Here is a 16876-nt window from a genome sequence, read left to right on the forward strand (position 1 = left end):
CCTTGTGTCGCGAAAGGGCTGCAAAGCAGCCCCCGGCGATCTTGCATGAGGCCTGGATCCTGGGGCTGCTACGCAGCCCTTTCGCGACACAAGGCCGCTCCTACAGGGGGCGCGTAAGGGCCGCACGCTCAGAGCCGGCGGCGCGCGGCCAGGCCTGGGATGGTGGTGCGCGGCACCTCCACGCGCGCTGCCTGCAACTGGGTGCTGGCGGCAAGGCCGGCCAGGGTCGGTTGGCTGAACAGGCTGCGGGCGTCGGCATGCAGGCCGGCCTGGCGCATGCGCGCCACCAGGCTCACGGCCAGCAGCGAGTGGCCGCCGAGCTCGAAGAAGTTGTCGTCGCGGCCCACCTGCTCGATGCGCAGCACCTCGCCCCAGATCTGCGCCAGGGCGGTTTCCAGCTCGCCCTGCGGTGCCTGGTACTGGCGGCTGATCACCGAGGCCGGGCCGGGCGCCGGCAACGCCTGGCGGTCGACCTTGCCGTTGGGGCTCAGTGGCCAGGTGTCCAGGGCAACGAAGGCCGAGGGCACCAGGTAGTCGGGCAGGCGCGCCAGCATATGGCTGCGCAGTGCTTCGAGCCCTGGCGCGGTGTGGCCCGGGCGGCAGGTGAACCAGGCCACCAGGCGCTCGTCGTGCATCGACACCACCGCCTGCTCAAGCCCAGGGTAGCTGGCCAGTTGCACCTCGATCTCGCCGGGCTCGACCCGCAGGCCGCGCAGCTTGAGCTGGAAGTCGTTGCGGCCGAGGAACTCCAGCTCGCCGTCGGCGCGGTAGCGTGCCAGGTCGCCGGTGCGGTACAGGCGCTCGCCGGCCACGAAGGGGCTGGCGATGAAGCGCTCGGCCTGCAACGCCGGCAGGCCGAGGTAGCCCCGCGCCACACCGACCCCGCCGATGTGCAACTGGCCCACCGCGCCGAAGGGTACCGGGCGGTCGTGCGCATCGAGCAGGTACAGGCGGGTGTTGCAGATCGCCCGGCCGATCGGCGGCGCGCTGGCCGGCAGCGGCTGCTCGGGCTCGAGGGTCCAGGCGGTGCTGTCGACCGTGGCTTCGGTGGGGCCGTAGACGTTGTGCAGGCGCACCCACGGCAGGCGCGCGCGCACCGCCGCAGCCATGGCCAGGGTCAGCTCGCCGCCGCCGCAGAAGATGTCGCGCAGGCGGGTACAGCGCTCTACGCCCTGCACATCGAGGAAGGGTTGCAGCATGGCTGGCACGAACTTCACGCAGGTCACCCCCTGCGCCTCGATCAGCCCGGCGAGGTAGGCCGGGTCGCGGTGGCCGTCGGGGCGCGCCAGCACCAGGCGCAAGCCGGCGCTGAGGGGCCAGAACAGCTCCCACACCGAGCCGTCGAAGCTGAACGGCGCCCGCTGCAGCAGGGCATCGCCCGGGCGTGGCGGGCACAGGCCGCTGCCCCAGTGCATCAGGTTGCACAGGCCGCGGTGCTCGACCATCACACCCTTGGGCGTGCCGGTGGAGCCGGAGGTGTAGATCACGTAGGCCAGGTTGCCGGCATGCAGGGCGGGTACCTCTGGTGCATGGGCCGGCTGTTGCTGCCAGCCGTCGTGGTCCAGGTCGAGGGTGGCCACACCGCTGCCCGCCAGCAGACCGGCGGTGGCGCCATGCACCAGCAGTACCTGGGGCGCGCTGTCGGCGAGCATGTAGCGCAGGCGCTCGTCGGGGTAGCCGGGGTCCAGCGGCACGTAGGCGCCGCCGGCCTTGAGAATGCCCAGCAGGCCGACCATCAGGGCCAGGCCGCGCTCGACGCAGATCGCCACCCGGCTGTCGGGCTGCACGCCCATAGCCCGCAACTGGTGGGCCAGGCGGTTGGCTTGTTCATCGAGCTGGCGGTAGCTCAGGCACTGCTCGCCGGCTTGCACGGCCACGCCATCGGGGCTGCGGCGCACCTGCTCGGCGAACAGTGCGGGCCAGGTTTGCTGCACCGGGCTGCTGGCATCGTCGGTGGCGTTCAAACCAACCAGCAATTGCTGCAGCTCTTCGGCCGGCACGCTGCACAGTTGCTCCAGCGGGCGCTGCGTGCCGTGCTCCAGCAGGCCTTCGAGGGTGCCCAGCAAACACGCCTGCAAACGCGCCACACCCAGGGTGCGCGGGGCCCGCAGGCTCAGGTGTATAGCCTCGCCATGGTCGTCCACGGCCAACATCAGCGGTTGGCTGACCACTTCGCTGGCCTGCAGCAGTTCGACACCGGGCAAGGCGGACTGGCTGTGCGGCGATCCCTGGCGGTAGTTGAGCAGGCTGTCGAACAGCGGCATGCCGGCAGGCAAGGCGCTGCAACGCTGGGCCTGCACCTGCGGTGCGTCTTCATGGGCCAGCAGCCCGGCCAACCCTTCATGGGTGCGGGCCAGGGCCTGACCCAGGCTCAGGCCGGCCAGGCCCACCCGCAGCGGCAGGGTATTGATGAACATCCCCAAGGCCCGGTCGGCGCCTTCGCCGGCGGCCAGGCGGCCGAGCAGCACGGTGCCGAACACCACCTCGTCACTGCCCGACAGGCAACCCAGCACCTGAGCCCAGGCCAGGTGGAACAGGCTGGCCAGGCTGACATCGTGGCTGCGTGCCAGTGCGCGCAGGGCCTGGGCCAAGGCAGGCGGCAGCGCCTGTTCGAGGGTTTGCAGGGCTTCGGGGTCGGCAGGCAGGCCGTCCACGCCCAACACCCGGGTTGGCGCTTCGAGGTCACCGAGCATTTGCCTGAAATAGGCCTCGTGCTGTTGCTCGCGGCCTGCTGCACTGTGGGCTGCGGCGAAGTTACGGTACGGCACCGGCGCCGGCAGCTCGGCGCCCTGCCCGGCCATGAACGCGCGCAGCTCGGCCATCAGCAAGCCCAGGGACACCGCGTCGTTGACCAGGTGGTGGAAGTGCAACAGGCCCAGCCATCGGCCCTGTTGGGTATCCTCGGCAACGCCAAGGGCCAGCAAGGGGGCCTGGCGCAGGTCCAAGGGTTGGCAGGCAGCGCGCAGGCGCGCTTCGGCATCAACCCCGGGGGCCAGTTCGTGTACCGGCAATTCAGCGTGGCGCCAGACCACTTGCTGGGGTTGCGCCAGGGCCTCCCAGGCCAGGCTGGTGCGCAGGATATCGTGGCGCGCGATCACCTGTTGCAGGGCCTGGGCGAAGGCCTGCCAGTGCTCGCGGCTGGCAAAACTGAACAGCGCCTGCTGCTGGTAGGGGTCGCGGGTATCGGTGATGTGGTGGTACAGCAGGCCCTGCTGCAGGGGCGCCAGCGGGTAGATTTCCTGCACGTTGGCCGCCCCGCCCGGTACTGCGGCGACGATGCGGTCGATATCGCCCTGCTCGAGGGTGGTCAGCACCAGCAGGTCGGGGGTCAGCTGTTGGCAGCCGGCAGGTACCCGGTTGGCCGGTACCTGCTGAAGCGGCGCAGTACTGGCTGCGGCAGCCAGACTGGCCAGGGTCGGCTGGCCGAACAGCACCTGCACGTCGGCATGCAGGCCTTCGGCGCGCATGCGCTCGATCAGTTGCACCGCCAGCAACGAATGGCCACCCAGCTCGAAGAAGTGGTCATGCCTGCCCACCTGGGCCACCCCCAGCAGCTCGGCCCACAGCGCCGCCAGGCGTTGCTCGGTAGCGCCTTCGGGGGCGGCATAGGCGTGGCGGATGCAGGCCTCGCCGCCGGGCGCAGGCAGCGCCTGGCGGTCGAGTTTGCCGTTGGCGGTCAGCGGCCAGGCCGGCATGGCCTGGTAGGCGCTGGGCAGCAACGCGGTGGGCAGACGCTCGGCCAGGTGCTGGTGCAGCTGGCGCGGCGTCACCTCGCCCTGGGCGATGAACCAGGCCAGCAACTGCCCTTGGCGAACCAGCACCACGCATTCCTGCACGGCCGGGTGGCTGGCCAGGGCCGCATCGATTTCCGCCAGCTCTACCCGCACGCCGCGGATCTTCACCTGGTCGTCATTGCGCCCCAGGTATTCCAGGGTGCCGTCGGCCAGCCAGCGCACCAGGTCGCCGGTGCGGTACATGCGCCCCGGGTGGAACGGGTCGTCGAGGAAGCGTTCGGCGGTAAGGTCGGGGCGGCCCAGGTAACCCCCGGGCGACCCCGGCGCCGGCCACGTACAGCTCGCCGGGCACGCCCGGTGGCAGCAGGCGCTGGTACGCGTCGAGCACGTACAGCCGGGCATTGTCCACCGGGCCGCCGATATGCAGCGGCCTACCTGCGTGCAAGGCGCCGTAGCTGGCCACCACGCTAGCCTCGGTGGGGCCGTAGTTGTTCACCAGGGCGTGGCGCGGGTTGCGCTTGAGCTGGCGCAGGCGGTCGCCGCCGATCAGCAAGGTGCGCAGGGTCGGGTGGTCGTCGCCCTGGGCCAGGGCGTGCTCGGCCACCGGCGTTGGCAGAAAACTCAGGTCCAGCGGCTGGGCGCGCCACCAGCGCAGCAGGGCGTCGATGTCCTCGGCGCCCTCACGCACCGGGGCCAGGTGCAGGGTGGCACCGGCGCACAGGGCTGGCCAGACCTCCCAGGCCATGGCATCGAAGCCGAAGCCGGCCAGGCACGACGCCTGATCGCCGGCCTTCAGGGCAAAGGCCCGGCAATGCCAGTCGACCAGGTTGTCGAGCATGCAATGTTCGACCATCACGCCCTTGGGCAGGCCGGTGGAGCCGGAGGTATAGATGACATAGGCCAGGTTGCCCGGGCCCAACCCCGTTACCACAGGGTTTTCTGCCACTGTCGGGGCGCACGGGTCGAGGTCGATGCGCGGTACGGCCGTGGCCGGCAGGTCGATGCCGGTCTGGCTCAGCAGCACTTTTGGAGTGCAGTTTTCCAGCAGCCAGGCCAGGCGCTCGCGGGGGTGTGCCGGGTCCAACGGTACGTAAGCCGCACCGGCCTTGAGCACTGCCAGCAGGCCAACCAGGGTGTCCAGCCCGCGCCGGGCGCAGATCGCCACGCGGTCCTCGGGCAGCACGCCCAGGGCGATCAGGCGTTCGGCCTGGTGGTTGGCGCGCCCGTTCAGCTCGGCGTAGCTCAGGCTGCGCCCTTCGTGCCAGGCGGCGATGGCCTGGGGCGCGCGTGCGGTTTGCGCTTCGATACGCTGATGCACGCAGCGCGGGGCTGCCTGGGTGCTTGCCCCCTGCCCCCAGGCCTGCAGGCGTGCGTGCTCGGCAGCGGTCGGCAGGTCGAACCCGGCCACCGCCAGCGCCGGGTTGGCCAGGGCCTGGTGGAGGATGTGCAGCAGGCGGTCGGCCAGGGCCTGGGCCTCCTGCTCGCTGAACCAGGCCAGGTTGTACACCAGGTGCAGCCAGGCCTGCCCGGTGTGGCGGTTGCTGCGCAGGTGCAGGGCCAGCGGGGTCGGCTCGTGGCCGCTGCTGACCTTCACGCTGCGCCCTTCGATCGGCCCGTAGCGCAGTGCATTGCCGTCTTCTTCGAACGACACGCTCAGTTCGAACAGCTGGCCGCGGTCTTCGCGCAGCAGGCCCAGGGCGCGGTTGAGTTCACTCAAGGCAAAACGCTGGTGACGGTAGTCCTGGCGCAGGTTGTCGCGGATGCCCTGCACCAGCTCGGCAAAGCCCAGCTGGCGGCCAAAGCCCATGTGCAGGGCACTGACCTGGGTGAACAGGCCCAAGGTGGCCTTGAAGCCCGGGTTGGCGCGGTTGCGCACCGGCAGCCCGACCACCCATTCGTCGCGCTGCCAGATACGGCTGCAATACACGTGCAGCGCCGCCAGCAGCACATGCAGGGCCGAGGCGTTCAACTGCCCGGCCAGGCCCTGCATGCGGGCCAGCAGGTCGCTGCTGAACGGCAGGTCGAGGGCCTGGCTCGGGGTGTCGGCAGCAGCTGGGGCCAGGCTTTTGCGCTGGGCCAGGGGCTCAGGCAAGGCCTGGTACTTGCCCAGCCAGTAGGCGCGGTCACGGGTATGGCGCGCCGAGGCCTGATAGGCGACGTCATCATCAATGAACGCGCGGTACGACGGCGCCGTGCCCGGCAATGGCTGGCCCTGCTGCAACAGCCCGTAGTACTGGCCCAGCTGGCTGAACAACTGATCGAACCCCCAACCGTCGATGATCAGGTGGTGGGCCTGGCCGGCCAGCAGGTGGCGCTGGGGGTGCAGCCTGACCAGGAAGAAACGCGCCAGGGGGCCGCCGTGCAGGTCGAAGCGCTGCGCCATGCGCTGGCGCATCAGTTGCCTGGCGGCAGCCTCGGGGTCGGCTTCTGCGCTGAGGTCTAGCAGCGGCAAGCCGAGGGTGAGCGCGGGCTCGAAGCGCTGGCGTGGCAGGCCGTCGGCCGCGCACGGCAGCAGTTGCGTGCGCAGGCCGTCATGCAGCGCCACCAGGTGCGCCAGGGCCTGGCCCAGCAGCGCCGTATCGAGCGCACCGTCCAGTTCGATGTAGCCACCGATGTTGTACAGCGGCGAATCGCCACGGCTGATCTGGTCCAGCCAGATGTCACGCTGGGCGGTGGTCAGGGGGTAGGTGTCGGTGGCAGACATGGGGGTGGCGCGTCCTTGCGAATGATCGTCCGCGGATTCAAGCACCGGCCTTGGCGGCTGTATGGCCCCTGAAACCCGGACAGCCGCGCCTGGGCCCAAGTTACTGATTTTCTTGTAGGAGAATCGCTACAGCAGGCTGTCAGGCATGGCCTACCTGGCAGCCTGCTGTAGGCAAAATCCGCCAAAGCGGGGCTTTTTGGCGTCAATTGGCTGGCATTGCGTCAACCTCAGTGCCCCAACCCGTTTAGCGGTGGTGCAACGGTTGGCCGCCGACGTGGCATTTTCTGTCCCCCTTTTCCATGACAGACACCGGCCAGGCTGAGGGCTTGAATAGCGCCACGCCACTTTCCCAAGGAGAGGACTCGACCACGAGACCGCCCGTCGAACGCCCCGAATCAAGGAAGACACCACCATGAGACTGACCGACAACCTCGCCCGCAGCCAGGCCCCGCAGCTTTATCTGCAACTGGGCGAGCTGGTGGCCCGCAGCGGCGACCAGGACTTTGCCGGGCAGATGTTCCAGCTGCTCGAGCAACTGGTGCCGATGCAGCGCCTGGACCTCAGCGAATGGACCCTCGACACCCGCCAGCAACGCATCGAGCACATCCGCGCCCTGGGTAGCGCGGGCGCCTGTACGCCGCTGCCAGCACCCGAAGCGCTGCTGCAGAGTGTGATGCAGATGCACGACCCGGTATTGATCCAGATCAGCGCACCGCTGGGGCGCCCGCAGCAACCGCACAGCGCGCACCAGTGCAACCTGGTGTCGTGCCGCGGCGAGCGGCGTTGGGTGATCTGTTGCCAGCGCAGCCCTTGCCAGCGCGCTTTCACCTTGGCCGAGCTGTCGTTGCTCAAGAGTTTGTCTGACACCTTGTTGCCGCTGGTCGAGCACCATGCCCTGCGGGCCCAGGCCTTGCCTGCCAACGACCCACAGTTGGCCGACAGCCAGGCGGCCTCGTTGCGCGCGGCCTTTGGCGAGCGCCTGGCGCGCGGCGCCATCAGCCTGTCCAGCCGCGAGCAGGAGGTGTGCCTGGGGCTTTTGACCGGCGGCACGGTGCCGCAGATGGCGCAACAGTTGAACGTCAAGAACAGTTCGGTGGAAACCTATCTCAAGCGCGCCACCGCCAAGCTGGGGGTCAGTGGCCGCCACGGGCTGGCCCGCTGGATGGCGAGTGCCTGACACCGCAAGGAAGCCTGCAATGCACCGATTCACCCTGACCCTGCTGGCCGCCACCCTGGCCGGCTGCAGCCTGGCCCCGGACTACCAGCGCCCGGCAGCCCCGGTCCCCGTGCACTACCCCCAAGGGCCGGCCTACCCGGCCGCATCCGCCACGCCGCCCAACCAGCATTGGCAGGCGGTGTTCCACGACCCGGCGCTGCGCCAGTTGATCGACGCCGCCCTGGCCAACAACCGTGACCTGCGCGTGGCGCTGCTCAATGCCGAGGCGACCCGCGCCCAGTACCGTATTCAGCGCGCCGAACAACTACCGCGTGTCAGCCTCGACGGCAGCGGCCAGCGCCAGTACCTGCCGCGGCGCATGACCGGCACCGGCAGCGGCGTGATCAGCAGCACCCAGGCCGTCACCCTGGGGGTCAGTGCCTACGAGCTGGACCTGTTCGGGCGCCTGCGCAGCAACAGCGAACAGGCGCTGCAAACCTACCTGGCCAGCGAAGAGGCGCGCCGCGCCGCGCAACTGAGCCTGGTGGCCAGCGTTGCCAGCGTGTACCTCACCTGGCGCGCCGACCAGGAGCTGCTGGCGCTGGCCGAAGATACCCTGGCCGCCGACGAGCACAGCCTGCGCCTGACCACCCGCCAGGTACGCACCGGCACCTTGTCGGCGCTGGACCGCATCCAGGCACAGACCCGGGTCGACAGCACCCGCGCTGCGGTGGCGCGCTACCGCCGCCTGGTGGCCCAGGACCTCAACCAGCTGGGCGTGCTGGTGGCCGGGCCCATCGCCGATGGCCTGCCCGGGCTGGCCCTGGCCAGCGAGCAGATCGCGCCGATGCCGGCCGGCCTGCCGTCAGACCTGTTGCAACGGCGCCCGGACATCCTGCAGGCCGAGCACCAGTTGCAAGCGGCCAACGCCAACATTGGCGCGGCGCGGGCGGCGTTGTTCCCGAGCATCAGCCTGACCGCCAATGCCGGTACCAGCAGCCAGCAACTGGCCGGGCTGTTCGAGGCAGGCTCCGGCACCTGGCTGTTCAAGCCCCAGGTCAGTCTGCCGCTGTTCAACGCCGGCAGCCTGCGGGCCAGCCTGGACTACGCCAAGTTGCAAAAGGATATCCAGGTGGCGCAGTACGAAAAGGCTATCCAGGGGGCGTTCCAGGAAGTCGCCGACGGCCTGGCGGCGCGCGCCACCTACCAGCGCCAGCTGCAGGCCCAGCGCGACCTGGTGGCGGCCACCCAGCGCTACTACGACCTGGCGCAAAACCGCTACCGCACCGGGGTGGACAGCAGCCTGACCTTCCTCGATGCCCAGCGCCAGCTATTCAGTGCCCAGCAGGGGCTGATCGGCGACCGGCTGGCGCAACTGGTGGCCGAGGTGAATCTGTATGCTGCGCTGGGTGGGGGTTGGCAGGATGATTCGGCTTTGTAGGCATTCCTTGCGAGGTGTTTGCGTTTGGACTGCTAGGTGATAGGCACACCCCTTGTGGCGCCTATCAGATCGAGCGCCGCCCGCGCGGCGCTTCGCGGGTAAACCCGCTCCCACAGTTTATTTCTGGCCAGTCTCTCCTGTGCCGGTACCGGATCCCCCTTGTTTGTACGCCGCGGTTTCCGCGTGGGCGTTACCGCCGCTCCACATGGCTCAAGGCATGCACCAAGGCAGGCGCTGGTACCGGCACAGGAATAATTGGCCCGAAACAAACTGTGGGAGCGGGTTCACCCGCGAAGCGCCGCGCGGGCGGCGCTCGATCTCATAGGCGCTACAAAACCTTCGGCGAACACCTGGCGGCCCTGACGCGAACTCCTCGAAATACAGACCAGCCCTACCCACCCAATCCCCCAAACATTGCAGCAAAGTTTGCCTGCCGTGGTCACAAGGTTAGAGTGGCAACACCAGCCTGGCCCTTGCACTCAAGGCAAAAATGCAGCAACGCCCTGCAGATTTGCCAATTGTGCAAGGTAAATACGCATGACAGGATCCAGCGATCCGCCCGCGTATTCCAGGCTTGCCCTTGGAAATCAATAACAAAGCAGGGAGACCGCGATGACCGCGCACGCTCAACCTTCGGCAACGGATCATGTACTGGCCGAAGTCCGCAACCACATCGGCCACCTCACCCTCAACCGCCCCGCCGGCCTCAATGCCCTGACCCTGGACATGGTGCGCAGCCTGCAGCGCCACCTGCACCGCTGGGCGCAGGACGACCAGGTGCACGCGGTGATGCTGCGCGGCGAAGGGCCCAAGGGCTTCTGCGCCGGCGGCGACATTCGCTCGCTGCACGACAGCCACAAGGCCGGGGAACAACTGCACCACACCTTTTTCGAAGAGGAATACGCCCTCGACCTGTGCCTGCACCGCTACCGCAAGCCGGTACTGGTGCTGATGGACGGCTTCACCCTGGGCGGCGGCATGGGCCTGGCCCAGGGCTGCGACCTGCGCATCGTCACCGAGCGCAGCCGCTTGAGCATGCCTGAAACCGGCATCGGCTACTTCCCCGATGTCGGCGGCAGCTACTTCCTGCCGCGCATACCGGGCGAACTGGGCATCTACTTAGGTATCAGCGGCGCCCAGATCAAGGCCGCCGATGCGCTGTATTGCGGCCTGGCCGACTGGTACGTGGGCAGCGAGCGCCTGGCGGCATTGGACGAAGGCCTCGACCACCTGCAGTTCGGCGACTACCCGCTCAAGGACCTGCAGGGCCTGCTGGCCACCCTTGGCACCCAGGTGCTGGACGACGCACCGCTGGCCAGCCTGCGCCCGGTGATCGACCACTTCTTCGCCCTGCCCGATGTGCCCAGCATCGTCGAGCAACTGCGTGCAGTGGCCATCGGCGACAGCCATGCCTGGGCGCTGGCCACCGCCGACCTGCTGGAAACCCGCTCGCCACTGGCCATGGCCGTAACCCTCGAACTGCTGCGCCGTGGCCGCCACCTGGCGCTGGAAGACTGTTTCGCCATGGAGCTGCACCTGGACCGCCAGTGGTTCGAGCATGGCGACATCATCGAAGGCGTGCGCGCGCTGATCGTCGACAAGGACAAGCAGCCGCGCTGGAACCCGCCGACCCTCGCCGCCCTGACCCGCCAGCGCGTCGACCAATTCTTCGAAGGCCTGTAAGGCCGGGAGCACCTGCATGCAAGACCTGGAACTGAGCGAAGAACAGATCATGATCCGCGACATGGCCCGGGACTTTGCCCGCGGCGAGATCGCACCCCACGCCCAGGCCTGGGAAAAGGCCGGCTGGATCGACGACGGCGTGGTACGCAAGATGGGCGAACTGGGCCTGCTGGGCATGGTCGCGCCCGAGCAGTTCGGCGGCAGCTACACCGACTATGTGGCCTACGCCCTGGCGGTTGAAGAGATTTCAGCCGGTGACGGCGCCACCGGGGCGATGATGAGCATCCACAACTCGGTGGGCTGCGGGCCGCTGCTGGCCTACGGCACGCCCGAGCAACAGCAGGCCTGGCTGCCGCAGCTGGCCAGCGGCGAGGCTATCGGCTGCTTCTGCCTGACCGAGCCGCAAGCCGGCTCCGAGGCACACAACCTGCGCACCCGGGCAGAACTGGTGGACGGCCAGTGGGTGATCAATGGCGCCAAGCAGTTCGTCAGCAACGCGCGCCGGGCCAAGCTTGCCATCGTCTTTGCAGTGACCGACCCGGAGCTGGGCAAGAAGGGCCTGTCGGCCTTCCTGGTACCCACCGACAACCCGGGGTTCAAGGTGGACCGCAGCGAACACAAGATGGGCATCCGCGCCTCTGACACCTGCGCGGTAACCCTGGACAACTGCCGTATTCCGGCGGCCAACCTGCTGGGCGAGCGCGGCAAGGGCCTGGCCATCGCCCTGTCCAACCTCGAAGGCGGGCGTATCGGTATTGCCGCCCAAGCATTGGGCATCGCCCGGGCGGCGTTCGAAGCGGCGCTGCAGTATTCGCGCGAGCGTATCCAGTTCGGCAAGCCGATCAACGAGCACCAGAGCATCGCCAACCTGCTGGCCGACATGCAGGTGCAGGTGAACGCCGCGCGCTTGCTGATCTTGCATGCCGCGCGCCTGCGCACGGCCGGCAAGCCGTGCCTGTCGGAAGCCTCACAGGCCAAGCTGTTCGCCTCGGAGATGGCCGAACGGGTGTGCTCGATGGCCATCCAGGTGCATGGCGGGTATGGCTACCTGGAGGATTACCCGGTGGAGAAGTACTACCGCGATGCGCGGATCACGCAGATCTACGAAGGCTCGAGCGAGATCCAGCGCATGCTGATTGCCCGGGAGCTGAAGCACTACACGATCTGAGCCCGCCTCAGGCAGCGTCTAGACTCACTGAACCACGCCCGCACCGCAGCGCACGGTGCGGGCCTTGCCGTGAACGGGGGGCTGCCACACGTGGAGGTGTGCGATGAGCCAGTTCAAACGCCTGCTGGTCATGCTCGGCCCGCAGATGCGCCACTCCCCTGCCCTGCAGCGCGCCGCCGCGCTGGCTGAGTCCAGCGGGGCGCTGCTGGACCTGAACGTCTTCGTCGACGAGGTCGACACCTTCGGCCTGATGGGCGACAGCCATGAACGCGAACGCCTGCTGGCGCACAACCGCCTGTGGCTGGCCGACGAAGCCGAACAGCTGCGCAGCGCCGGGCTGGATGTGTCCACCGAACTGCTGCTGACCCGCGACCCGCTGGGCAGCGTGCTGCAGCAAGCCGAACGCCTGGGCTGCGACCTGCTGGTCAAGGACGTGCAGCACGAGCCGGTGCTCAAGCGCCTGCTGGTCACCCCGCTGGACTGGCAACTGCTCAAGGACAGCCCGGTGGCGGTGCATCTGGTCAGCGAAATCCGCCTGCCGCTGCCCCGGCAGATCGCCGCTGCAGTGGACCTGAACCATCACGGCAACGCTGAACAGCTGGACGACCAGGTGATCCGCAGCGCCCATGCACTGGCCCTGCAATGCAACGCCGAACTGCACCTGCTGCATGTGTGCGACGCGGCCAGGACCCATATCGCCGACTTTGGCGCCGGCACGGTGACCATGCCGGGCTTTGACGCCAGTGTGCGCACGGCGCAGCGGGCAGCGTTCAACCGCCTGGGCGACCACCATCAGGTCGACCTGGAGCGTCGGCACTTTCTCGAGGGCCCGGCAATCAGGGCGATTGCCGGTTACATCAGCCACAGCCGGGTGGATGTGATCGTCATGGGCACCCACCGCCACGACGCGCTGCAGACGTTCCTGGGCGGGACCACGGCCCATGTGCTGGAACACCCGCTGTGCAACGTACTGGCGATCAAGGCGCTGCGCTGAGGTTGGCGGTGCGGGCCATTTGTAGGGGCCGGAACAGGCATGAATGGCACCGGCTGCTCCGGTGATCGCAGGCCTGCCGGCGCCTACAGGGGGCCGCCTTTAGAAGGCCTTGCTGTAGAACAGCGAGTACGACTCGATGCCGTCGTTGGGTTGCTTGATGCCGGCGTTGGAGTAGTGCATCAGGCGCAGCCCGACCTTCTGCTCGCCCGGCAGCTTCAGGCCAAAGCCGATGCGGTCTTCGAAGTTGATCGACGAGCCCAGGCGCTGGTCGCCCACGTCGGTCTTGGAGAACGCCGCCAGGCCAATGCCGGCCTCGATGTACGGGGTATAGGTGAAGCCGCTGAACTCGTAGACGAACACCGGGCTGAACGACAGCGAATGGGCGCCGCTGTAGTCGCCACCTTCCCAGTAGGTGTAGGCAGCGTCCCAGTAACCGGTGACGAAACCGGTGTTGCTTTCGAGCCAGCGTTTGTCCCAGTCGAACGACAGGCCGATGCGGTAGGTCATGTCACCCTGGCTGGTGGCCCCCACGGCACCGGATACCTGGGCAGCCTGGGCCGAACAGGCCCCGGCGAGCGCCAGCACAGCAGCGGCCAGCGAGCTGGCAAGACGGGTATTCATCTATGACTTCTCCTGATGGTCTTTCACGGGCGGGGGCTTTTGCCCCTCGTTATGCGCCTGCGCACCACCGCATCCAGGTGGTCACAAGTTGTAATACTTCCCGAAGTATCGGCCAATTAGCAGCAAAGATGAAAGTGTTTTGCCAGCATTGTGCAGGGAGGGGGTCGCACAACTTTGAAACCTGCGCTGTACCTGTAGGAGCCGGCTTGCCGGCGATGGGGCCAGCGGCCTTGCGCCAAGGCCTGCCCTTGTAGCGCCGGTACCGACCCTATCGCCGGCAAGCCGGCTCCTACAGGGAAGCGCCCCTCAAGCCTGGCGCTCCTCCAGCAACTTGATGAACATGCTCAAGCTGCGCGATACCGTGCCCCGGCGCCACACCAGCCAGGTCTTCAGGTAGCGGAAGTCCTCGGCCATGGGCCAGGCGCTGACCGTGCTGCAGCCGGGCATGTTGTCGAGCATGCTGCGCGGCATCATCGCAAGGCCTGCGCCGGCGCTGACGCACGCCAGCATGCCGTGGTACGACTCCATTTCGTGGATCTTGCCGGGCACTGCCTGGTCGTGGACGAACCAGCTCTCGAAATGGTGGCGGTACGAGCAGTTGGCACGAAACGCGTAGATGTTCGCGCCATTGACATCGCGGGCGCGGGTGACCGGGGGGTGGTTCAGCGGGGCGATCACGGTCATCTCCTCCTCGAACACCGGCATGCCCTCAAGGGTTGGGTGCAACACCGGGCCATCGACGAACGCGGCCACCAGGCGGCCGGCCAGCACCCCTTCGAGCATGGTCCCGGACGGGCCGGTGGAGAGGTCCAGGTCAACCTTGGGGTAGCGCTGGTTATAGGCCGCGAGCAAGGCCGGGATGCGCACCGCTGCGGTGCTTTCCAGCGAACCCAGGGCGAAGGTGCCCTGTGGGTCTTCGCCGGCCACGGTCAGGCGCGCCTCGTGTACCAGCTCAAGGATGCGCCGGGTGTATTCGAGGAAGTTCCAGCCGGCCGGCGACAGGCGTAGGCGGCTTTTTTCGCGGATGAACAGCTCCACGCCCAGGTCCTCTTCCAACTGCTTGATGCGGGTGGTCAGGTTCGACGGCACCCGGTGGATGTGCTGGGCGGCGGCGCTGATGCTGCCGTGCTCGGCCACGGCCTTGAAGATTTCCAGTTGCACCAGGTCCACGGTCATTCTCCAAACGTGAATGTTTCGCTCATTATTATTCAGTTTTCATTAAAGCGCGCCACCACTAGTCTGGGCTCACCGATTCATAACAACAGAGCACTCCGCCATGAGCGAGATCAGCAGCCTGACCCACGCCATCTCCGTCGACCCCTACACCGGCGAGCAGATCGGCCACTATGCCTTCGACACCGACGCCGCACTGGAAGCGGCGCTGCAACGCGCCAAGGTTGGCTACAACCAGTGGCGCAAAGTGTCGCTGGGTCAGCGCAGCGAGTATCTGAACGCCGTGGCCGATGCCCTGCAGGTCAACGCCGAAGCCTTTGCGCAGATGATCGCCCGCGAGATCGGCAAGCCGATCAGCCAGGCCCGAGGCGAAGTGAACAAGTGCGTCGGCCTGTGCCAGTGGTACGCCGAACACGGCCCGGCGATGCTCGCACCGGAGCCGACCCAGGTCGAGAAAGCCCGTATCGAATACCGCCCGCTGGGCCCGATCCTGGCAGTGATGCCGTGGAACTTCCCGGTCTGGCAGGTGCTGCGCGGCGCCATCCCGGCGCTGCTGGCAGGCAACACCTACGTGCTCAAGCACGCCCCCAACGTCATGGGCAGCGCCTACCTGATGGCCGACCTGTTCAAGCGTGCCGGGCTGCCTGAGGGCGTGTTCGAAGTGCTCAACGTCACCCCCGAGGGCGTTACCCGCGCCATCAACGACCCGCGCATCGCTGCCGTGACCCTGACCGGCAGCGTGCGCGCCGGCATGGCCATCGGTGCCCAGGCCGGTGCCGCGCTGAAAAAATGCGTGCTCGAGCTGGGCGGCTCCGACCCGTTCATCGTGCTGGCTGACGCCGACCTGGACGCCGCCGTGAAAGCTGCCGTGATTGGCCGCTACCAGAACACCGGCCAGGTGTGCGCTGCAGCCAAGCGCCTGATCGTCGAAGAAAGCATCGTCGAGGCCTTCACCGCCAAGTTCGTCGAGGCCACCCGTGCGCTGACCGTCGGTAACCCGCTGGAAGACGCCACCTACATTGGCCCGATGGCCCGCTACGACCTGCGCGACGAGCTCGACGGCCAGGTCCAGGCAACGTTGGCCGAAGGCGCCACTCTGCTGCTGGGCGGGCACAAGGTCGAAGGCGTGGCCAACTTCTATGCGCCAACCGTGTTCGCCAACGTCACCCCCGACATGACTGCCTTCAAGCAAGAGTTGTTCGGCCCGGTGGCGGCGATCATCAGCGCCCGCGATGCCGAGCATGCGGTGGAGCTGGCCAACGACAGCGAATTCGGCCTGGCCTCGACCATCTACACCGCCGACTATGCCCTGGCCGAGCGCATGACCGAGGCACTGGACACCGGTGGCGTGTTCATCAACGGTTACTGCGCCTCGGACCCCCGTGTGGCGTTCGGTGGCGTGAAGAAGAGCGGCTTCGGGCGCGAGCTGTCGCACTTTGGTGTGCGTGAGTTCACCAATGCGCAGACGGTGTGGCTGGATCGCAACTGATGTTTGCGGGCTGCTGAGTCACACTTGATTCGGCCCTGTAGGAGCGGCCTTGTGTCGCGAACGGACCGCATAGCGGTCCCGGCGATTGCGGCATTTTTGCGCAATTTCTGGGGCCGCTGTGCGGCCCATCGCGACACAAGGCCGCTCCTACAGGGATCGTGTCGATTTTGAGAGTTCAGGCAAGCTCCCACATGGCAACCATCAGGTTTGCCAGGCTGGGCCGCATTGTTGCCCGGATCTGTATCTGTTATCCCCTCCTCCGGCCCCCACAATCGATTGCCTCCCCAGCCACCCGGAGGTATTGATTTCCGCCCTCGCCAGCAACCAGCGTCGAGGACAGCAGCGCCAGGCCGACCTGATCGAATAGCCCATCGTGCCCGGGTGGCGCCTCAACCAGCTGCAACCCGTTTGAGTGCAACAGGCGCAGTGCCAGCCATGAGCACGGCGACTCCACCAACACCTGCAGCACGTTGGGGGTAGAGGTTTGGGTTTGGGTTTGGGTTTGGGTTTGGGTTTGGGTTTGGGTTTGGGTTTGGGTTTGGGTTTGGGTTTGGGTTTGGGTTTGGGGCTTCATGGTGATTGCTTTTGGAGATGTATGCGCATTCGTTGACGATAGAGGCTTTTCGTCACCTTTCCGCCCTTACGGCGGCTTACTTTTGTCTTGGCAAAAGTAAGCAAAACCGCCTGCTCCTATCATCCGGCCCCCTACGCTG

8 protein-coding genes and 1 pseudogene are annotated in these 16876 nt (G+C 67.4%); 6 read left to right on the plus strand and 3 right to left on the minus strand.

Annotation, left to right across the window (positions count from 1 at the left end; genetic code table 11):
* Positions 1-128: 128 nt before the first annotated feature.
* Positions 129-6438 (minus strand): annotated as a pseudogene (locus ACI2KK_RS22740) (amino acid adenylation domain-containing protein).
* Between the two features lie 412 nt (positions 6439-6850).
* On the opposite strand from ACI2KK_RS22740, the gene ACI2KK_RS22745 reads away from it, so the two are divergent.
* The 5 genes from ACI2KK_RS22745 (at position 6851) to ACI2KK_RS22765 (ending at position 12880) form a co-directional block, all read left to right on the plus strand.
* Complete coding sequence (locus ACI2KK_RS22745; RefSeq protein WP_404670707.1) at positions 6851-7615, plus strand: LuxR C-terminal-related transcriptional regulator; 765 nt, start codon at positions 6851-6853, stop codon at positions 7613-7615.
* A 19-nt stretch (positions 7616-7634) separates the two neighbouring features.
* A complete protein-coding gene (locus tag ACI2KK_RS22750; RefSeq protein ID WP_404670708.1) occupies positions 7635-9035 on the plus strand; it encodes an efflux transporter outer membrane subunit in 1401 nt (466 codons plus the stop codon).
* A gap of 612 nt (positions 9036-9647) precedes the next feature.
* Complete coding sequence (locus ACI2KK_RS22755) at positions 9648-10718, plus strand: enoyl-CoA hydratase/isomerase family protein (RefSeq protein ID WP_404670709.1); 1071 nt, start codon at positions 9648-9650, stop codon at positions 10716-10718.
* 16 nt (positions 10719-10734) lie between these two features.
* A complete protein-coding gene (locus ACI2KK_RS22760) occupies positions 10735-11886 on the plus strand; it encodes an acyl-CoA dehydrogenase family protein (RefSeq protein ID WP_404670710.1) in 1152 nt (383 codons plus the stop codon).
* A gap of 103 nt (positions 11887-11989) precedes the next feature.
* Positions 11990-12880, plus strand: a complete 891-nt coding sequence (locus ACI2KK_RS22765) for a universal stress protein (protein WP_404670711.1) — start codon at positions 11990-11992, stop codon at positions 12878-12880.
* A 99-nt stretch (positions 12881-12979) separates the two neighbouring features.
* On the opposite strand, the gene ACI2KK_RS22770 is transcribed toward ACI2KK_RS22765, so the two are convergent.
* Together ACI2KK_RS22770 and ACI2KK_RS22775 are read right to left on the minus strand one after the other, a co-directional pair.
* On the minus strand, positions 12980-13501 hold the full coding sequence (locus tag ACI2KK_RS22770; protein WP_404670712.1) for an acyloxyacyl hydrolase: 522 nt from the start codon (positions 13499-13501) through the stop codon (positions 12980-12982).
* A gap of 306 nt (positions 13502-13807) precedes the next feature.
* The gene (locus ACI2KK_RS22775) at positions 13808-14671 is read right to left on the minus strand and encodes a putrescine utilization regulator PtrR (protein WP_217885243.1); all 864 of its coding nucleotides are present in this window, start codon (positions 14669-14671) and stop codon (positions 13808-13810) included.
* A 106-nt stretch (positions 14672-14777) separates the two neighbouring features.
* Between ACI2KK_RS22775 and ACI2KK_RS22780 the strand changes: the two genes are divergently transcribed.
* A complete protein-coding gene (locus ACI2KK_RS22780) occupies positions 14778-16163 on the plus strand; it encodes an aldehyde dehydrogenase family protein (RefSeq protein WP_404670713.1) in 1386 nt (461 codons plus the stop codon).
* Positions 16164-16876: the final 713 nt, after the last annotated feature.

Origin of the sequence: Pseudomonas sp. NPDC089406, assembly GCF_044900265.1 — a bacterium.
Taxonomy (GTDB): domain Bacteria; phylum Pseudomonadota; class Gammaproteobacteria; order Pseudomonadales; family Pseudomonadaceae; genus Aquipseudomonas; species Aquipseudomonas fakonensis.

Excerpts from the sequence above, each read along its gene's own strand:
- ACI2KK_RS22745 (WP_404670707.1), top strand. The coding sequence starts at position 6,851 with ATGAGACTGACCGACAACCTCGCCCGCAGCCAGGCCCCGCAGCTTTAT.
- ACI2KK_RS22750 (WP_404670708.1), top strand. The coding sequence starts at position 7,635 with ATGCACCGATTCACCCTGACCCTGCTGGCCGCCACCCTGGCCGGCTGC.
- ACI2KK_RS22755 (WP_404670709.1), top strand. The coding sequence starts at position 9,648 with ATGACCGCGCACGCTCAACCTTCGGCAACGGATCATGTACTGGCCGAA.
- ACI2KK_RS22760 (WP_404670710.1), top strand. The coding sequence starts at position 10,735 with ATGCAAGACCTGGAACTGAGCGAAGAACAGATCATGATCCGCGACATG.
- ACI2KK_RS22765 (WP_404670711.1), top strand. The coding sequence starts at position 11,990 with ATGAGCCAGTTCAAACGCCTGCTGGTCATGCTCGGCCCGCAGATGCGC.
- ACI2KK_RS22770 (WP_404670712.1), bottom strand. The coding sequence starts at position 13,501 with ATGAATACCCGTCTTGCCAGCTCGCTGGCCGCTGCTGTGCTGGCGCTC.
- ACI2KK_RS22780 (WP_404670713.1), top strand. The coding sequence starts at position 14,778 with ATGAGCGAGATCAGCAGCCTGACCCACGCCATCTCCGTCGACCCCTAC.